Source organism: Rhodococcus sp. ENV425 (genome assembly GCF_002887785.1).
Classification (GTDB): domain Bacteria; phylum Actinomycetota; class Actinomycetes; order Mycobacteriales; family Mycobacteriaceae; genus Rhodococcus; species Rhodococcus aetherivorans.
In genome coordinates, this window is the sequence record NZ_PCZU01000115.1 from 1 (window position 1) to 2,928 (window position 2,928).

Below are 2,928 nucleotides of genomic sequence, written 5' to 3' on the forward strand. Positions count from 1 at the left end.
GCCGCGCAGCGGCACAGGGCACACTGTTGCCCATGAACTCGGAGGAGATCCTGCGCCCTCTCGAGGGCATCCGCGTCCTCGAACTCGGCAACTACATCGCCGCACCCACCGCGGGCCGGCTGCTCGCCGACTTCGGCGCCGAGGTCATCAAGGTCGAACGTCCCCGCACCGGCGACGAACTGCGCAACTGGCGCCTGTACGCCGGGGACACGTCGATGCTGTACCGCACGGTGAACCGCAACAAGAAGTCCATCGTGGTGGACCTGCGTACCGACGCGGGCCGGGCCGTGATCCTCGATCTGGTGCGCCACTGCGACGTGCTGCTCGAGAACTTCCGGCCGGGCACCCTGGAGAAGTGGGGCATGGGCCCCGAGGTGCTGTCGGAGATCAAGCCCGACCTGGTGATCACCCGGATCTCCGCGTTCGGCCAGACGGGGCCCCTCGCGGATCGCCCCGGATTCGCGGCCGTCGCCGAGGCCGTCGGCGGGTTCCGCGAACTCGTCGGGGACCCGGACCGGCCGCCGGTGCGGGTCGGGGTGTCGATCGGCGACTCCATCGCCGGGCTGTACGCGGCCTTCGGCTCGGTCACGGCGCTGCTGCAGCGGCAGCTGATCGGGTCGCTGCCGATGGTGAACCGGGTCGTCGACGTCGCCCTGAACGAGTCGATGCTGTCGATGATGGAATCGCTGATTCCCGACTACCTCGCCTACGGCGTCCGGCGCGAACGGGTCGGCGGCCGCATGGAGGGCATCGCCCCCTCGAACGCCTACCCCTGCTCGGACGGCACCTCCGTGATCATCGCCGGCAACGCGGACGCCATCTTCCAGCGCTACATGCGCACCATCGAGCGGCCCGACCTCGCCGACGATCCCGGCCTGACCACCAACCACGGGCGGTGGGACCGGCGGGAGGAACTCGACGCCGCGATCGCCGACTGGACGCGGCGCCGGCCGCGCGACGAGGTGCTCGGGATCCTCGAGGCCGCGGGGGTGCCGTGCGGGCCGATCTACACGGCGGCCGACATCGTCGACGACGAGCAGTACCGGGCCCGGAACATGATCCAGCACTTCGCCGTCGACGTCGGCGAGGACGAGCCGAAACAGGTCGGGTTCCCGGGCATCGTGCCCGTGCTCGGCGGCCGGTCGCTGCCGATCCGCAACGTCGGGCCGGACCTGGGCGAACACACCCGCGAGATCCTCGGCGGCCTGCTCGGCCGGACCGAGGCCGAGATCGACGAGCTCCTGGAGGTGGTGTCGTGAGCGGTGGTGTCGTGAGCGGTGGTGTCGTGAGGGCCGGGGCACCGCAACTGCGCGATGTGACCCTGCGCGACGGGCTGCAACTGACCGGCAAGGTGCTGCCCGTCGAGCGCCGGGCACAGATCGTCCGTGCCCTGCTGGCCGCCGGCGTGCCGCAGCTCGAGATCGGCTCGATGGCCCGGCCCGATCTGGTGCCCCCGATGGCCGGCACCGTCGAACTGATCGGGATGCTCACGCCCGAGGAACTCGACCGCTGCTACATCTGGGTGGCCACGCCGCGGCACGTGGAGAAGGCGGCCGCCGCCGGCGCCCGGCACTTCCAGTACTGCCTGTCGGTGTCGGATGCACACAACCGTGCCAACATCGGCCGGGACACCGACGCGAGCCTCGCCGCGATGCCCGCCGCGGTGGAGCACGCCCGCGCTGCCGGCGGCAGCATCCAGCTCTGCCTGGCCACGGCGTTCACCTGCCCGTTCGACGGGCCTGTCGACCCCGATCGGGTGCTCGAGATCGCGTGCGACCCCCGCGCCGACGGCGCCGCCGACATCGTCCTGGCGGACACCCTCGGCCAGGCCGTGCCGGCGCAGGTCGCGGCGCTGGTGTCCCGGGTGCGCGACGACTCCCCCGCCCGCCGCATCGTCTTCCACGGCCACGACACCTGGGGTCTGGGCGTCGCCAACAGCCTCGCGGCGATCGGGGCGGGCGCCGCGGTGGTGGACGGTTCGCTCGGCGGTCTCGGCGGCTGCCCGTTCGCCCCCGGCGCGAGCGGCAATACCGCGAGCGAGGACCTGCTCTTCGCCACCCGGCCCCCCTGGCTGACCCCGGCGGTGTTCGCCGACCTGGTCCGGCTCGGGGAGTCCGTCGTCGCCGACCTGGGCGAGCCGAACCGCTCCCGCGCTGCGCAGGGGGCCCGATCCGAGGCCGCGGCGTTCGAATGGGTGGTGAACCGGTGAGGGTGCTGATCGCTCCGGACAGTTTCAAGGGCACGTACCGGGCCGCGGAGGTCGCCGAGGAGGTGGCGGCCGGCGCGGAATCCGCTGGGCTCGAGGCGATCCGGATGCCGGTGGCCGACGGCGGCGACGGCACCCTCGACGTGCTCACCGGCGCGCTCGGCCTCGAGCCGATCGAGATGGAATCCGTGAACCCCTGGCGAGCACCGTGCTCGGGATCGTTCGGACTCGGCGAGGACGGCACCGCAGTCGTCGAACTCGCCACCTTCAGCGGAATCACCACACCGCACAAGGGCTTCCGTGATCCGATGACGGCGGACACCTACGGCACCGGGCTGGCGATGGTCGAGGCACTGCGGCGCGGCGCCACGCACATCGTCGTCGCGGCCGGCGGGTCGGCCACGACCGACGGCGGGCTCGGCGCGATCACCGCCATCGTGGAGGCCGGCGGCCTGGGCACCGCCACCGTCACGGTGCTGACGGACGTGACCACCCGCTACGCCGACGCCGCCGTGGTGTTCGGCCCGCAGAAGGGCGCCGACGAGACGGCCGTGGAGCGGCTCACGCGGCGCCTCGAGGACGCGGCCGTGACGCTTCCGCGTGATCCGCGCGAGGTCGACGGCACCGGCGCGGCCGGCGGTTTCGCCGGCGGCATGTGGGCGCAGTTCGGCGCGGACCTGCGCTCGGGAGCCGAATTCGTGCTCGACGCCGTCGGTTTCGAG

At 72.6% G+C, this 2,928-nt stretch carries 3 protein-coding genes; all 3 read left to right on the plus strand.

All coding sequences use genetic code 11. The features are described from left to right. Positions 1 to 32: 32 nt before the first annotated feature. Complete coding sequence (locus tag CQZ88_RS08800) at positions 33 to 1,259, plus strand: CaiB/BaiF CoA-transferase family protein (protein ID WP_006943021.1); 1,227 nt, start codon at positions 33 to 35, stop codon at positions 1,257 to 1,259. Then, positions 1,256 to 2,209, plus strand: a complete 954-nt coding sequence (locus tag CQZ88_RS08805) for a hydroxymethylglutaryl-CoA lyase (protein ID WP_102799611.1) — start codon at positions 1,256 to 1,258, stop codon at positions 2,207 to 2,209. Before CQZ88_RS08800 ends, CQZ88_RS08805 begins: the two co-directional genes overlap by 4 nt. Then, positions 2,191 to 2,928 (plus strand): glycerate kinase (locus tag CQZ88_RS08810; protein ID WP_258008519.1); only part of this gene is annotated, 738 nt, incomplete at its 3' end. The genes CQZ88_RS08805 and CQZ88_RS08810, both read left to right, overlap by 19 nt.

What these genes read in the sequence shown, in the direction of transcription:
- CQZ88_RS08800 (WP_006943021.1), top strand. Translation starts at nt 33, where the DNA reads ATGAACTCGGAGGAGATCCTGCGCCCTCTCGAGGGCATCCGCGTCCTC.